The sequence below is a fragment of the Ruminococcus callidus ATCC 27760 genome (genome assembly GCF_000468015.1).
Classification (GTDB): Bacteria; Bacillota; Clostridia; order Oscillospirales; family Ruminococcaceae; genus Ruminococcus_C; species Ruminococcus_C callidus.
This window is the reverse complement of record NZ_KI260387.1, coordinates 1-2728: the sequence shown is the minus strand read 5'-3', so window position 1 is coordinate 2728 and position 2728 is coordinate 1. Positions and strand designations below refer to the sequence as shown.

Below are 2728 nucleotides of genomic sequence, written 5' to 3'. Positions count from 1 at the left end.
CTTCGCTGGTCCCCCTCCCCTTTCAGGGGAGGCTCTTTTATATCTAGGCTCCCTTTTGGTGTTTAGGCTTCCCTTTAGGGGAGCTGTCACCGCAGGTGACTGAGGGGTACTTCCGTAAACCTTTTACACCAAGCAGAAGATTCCGCCGAACCCACACTCACTTTTTCGTCAGCTTCTTTGCCACATAGCCGGACAGGGCATTGATGAGAATGACCATGACCAGCAGCACCACAGCCGTGGCGTATGCCGCACCCATGTATTTGCCCTCGCACAGCAGCTGGTACATATGTACCGCCAGCGTCCGGCAGGGTTTCAGGAAACCGGTGCAGACATCGGTGGACGTTCCGGCGGTGTACATCAGAGCCGCGGTTTCACCGACGATTCGACCAACTGCCAGAATGATGCCCGCCAGAATACCGGGAACAGCACTGGGCAGGATAATGCGGAAGATGGTGCGGAGCCGTCCGGCACCCAGTCCGAAGCTGCCCTCACGATAGGAATCCGGCACGCTCAACAGGGCTTCTTCCGTGGTACGCATAATCAGCGGCAGTACCATCAGTGCCATTGTAATTGCACCGCCCAGCAACGAATAGCTGAACTTACAGGTCACGGCAAACGCCAGAAATCCGAACAGACCGAACACAATGGACGGGATTCCCTGTAGGGTTTCGGTGGTCATACGAATGATCTTCACCAGTGTCATCTGAAACTTGCTGCCGCGGTTGGAGTATTCCACCAGATAAATGGCGGAGAACACTCCGATAGGCACGGCAATCACCAGTGTCAGCACTGTCATCATCAGCGTATTCAGAATGGACGGCAGCATAGAACAGTTTTCGGTCGTATACTTCCATGCGAACATGGACAGGCGGATATTCGGCACGCCCATGACCACGATATAAACGATCAGGCTCAACAGCACCCCTACCGTAATGACTGCCGCCAGAATCGTCAGAAGCAGAACCACCAGTGAGCCGGGGTGCCGCTTATAAGAAGCCATTTTCTGCCGGAAGGTCTGGTGGTTGATGCCCACGATCTTCGCTGTATTTTCCACGTTCATTTCTGCTCCTTTTTCTTCACCAGCGAGAAGCAAACATTGATCAGCAGGATAAAGACGAACAATACCACGCCGGTACCGATCAGTGCTCCTCGGTGCAGGTCTGTTGCGTAACCCATTTCCATGACGATATTCGCTGTCATGGTACGGACACCGGACAGCAGGCTCTTGGGGATCACGGTCTGGTTGCCGGCGATCATGACGACCGCCATGGTTTCGCCAATGGCTCTGCCGATGCCCAGAATGATGCCTGCCATGATGCCGGACTTTGCCGCCGGCAGGGTGGCACAATACACGCTGCGTTCATGTGTCGCCCCCAGTGCCAGCGAGCCTTCGTAGTAGCTGTTGGGCACGGCACGGATCGCCGATTCGGAAATTTCGATAATGGTGGGCAGGATCATAATGCCCAGCAGAATGCCCGCAGTGAGCACACTTTTGCCCACGCCGAAAATGCTCTGCATGATCGGCACAATGACCACCAGTCCGAAGAATCCGTACACAATGGAAGGGATTCCCGCCAGCAGAGAAATCGCCGGCTTCAGGATCTTATACAGCTTTTGCGGGCAGAATCTCGCCATAAAGACGGAACACAGCAGCCCGATGGGCACCCCCACCAGAATAGCGATACCGGTGGCGTAAATGCTGCCGATAATCATGGGGAGAATGCCGAACTCGCCCTCCTGCGGCTTCCAGATCACGCCGGTCAGGAATTTCAGCGGTCCGATCTCTGCAATGGCGGGGAACCCGTTGACGAACAGGAATCCGCAGATCAGCACCACCGCCAGAATGGACACGCAGGCTGCCACCAGAAAGACCACTTTCATAATGGACTCACGATACTTTTTCATGAATGTTTTTGCTCCTCTCTGAGAGAGTGGAATGATAAATGATGATTTGATTGTGCAGAAGATTCCACGTGAGAATCCCTCCACCGTCTAACGACGGTCCCCCTCCCTTTTCAAGGGAGGCTTTTTCCACTAGGCTCCCTTGAAAAGGGAGCTGGCAAGCCGCAGGCTTGACTGAGGGATTATTACGTAAAGCCTTTACACCAAGCAAAAGATTTCACAGAAGAATCCCTCCACCGTCTATCGACGGTCCCCCTCCCTTTTCAAGGGAGGCTTTTTTTCTATCAGGCTCCCCTGAAAAGGCACCCGCAGGGCGTGCCTTGTGCTGAGCTGGCAGCCGCAGGCTGACTGAGGGATTGCTACATAAATCTTTTACACCAAGCAGAAGATTCCACACAGAACCCCTCCACCAGCTTCGCTGGTCCCCCTCCCCTAAAGGGGAGGCTCTTTTGTATAGGCTCCCTTTTTAGTGCATAGGCTCCCCTGAAAGGGGAGCTGGCAAGCCGTAGGCTTGACTGAGGGGTACTTCCGTGACACCTCACACATTACGTAAAAGATTCCACAAAAAACCCCTCCACCAGCTTCGCTGGTCCCCCTCCCCTTTCAGGGGAGGCTTTTTTTCTATCAGGCTCCCTTGAAAAGGGAGCTGGCACCGCAGGTGACTGAGGGGTGCTTCCGTAAAACCTCGCACATTAAGCAGAAGATTCCACACAGAACCCCTCCACCAGCTTCGCTGGTCCCCCTCCCCTTTCAGGGGAGGCTTTTTTCTATCAGGCTCCCTTTTGGTGCATGGGCTCCCCTTTAGGGGAGCTGGCAAGCCGCAGGC

2 protein-coding genes are annotated in these 2728 nt (G+C 54.5%); both read right to left on the bottom strand.

All coding sequences use genetic code 11. From position 1 onward, the window contains the following. Positions 1-157: 157 nt before the first annotated feature. The gene (gene pstA / locus RUMCAL_RS06365; protein ID WP_021681849.1) at positions 158-1060 is read right to left on the bottom strand and encodes a phosphate ABC transporter permease PstA; all 903 of its coding nucleotides are present in this window, start codon (positions 1058-1060) and stop codon (positions 158-160) included. Further along, positions 1057-1905: a phosphate ABC transporter permease subunit PstC gene (gene pstC, locus RUMCAL_RS06360; protein ID WP_021681848.1), complete on the bottom strand. Its 849-nt coding sequence runs from the start codon at positions 1903-1905 to the stop codon at positions 1057-1059. Before pstC ends, pstA begins: the two co-directional genes overlap by 4 nt. Positions 1906-2728: the final 823 nt, after the last annotated feature.

Excerpts from the sequence above, each read along its gene's own strand:
- pstA (WP_021681849.1), bottom strand. The coding sequence starts at position 1,060 with ATGAACGTGGAAAATACAGCGAAGATCGTGGGCATCAACCACCAGACC.
- pstC (WP_021681848.1), bottom strand. The coding sequence starts at position 1,905 with ATGAAAAAGTATCGTGAGTCCATTATGAAAGTGGTCTTTCTGGTGGCA.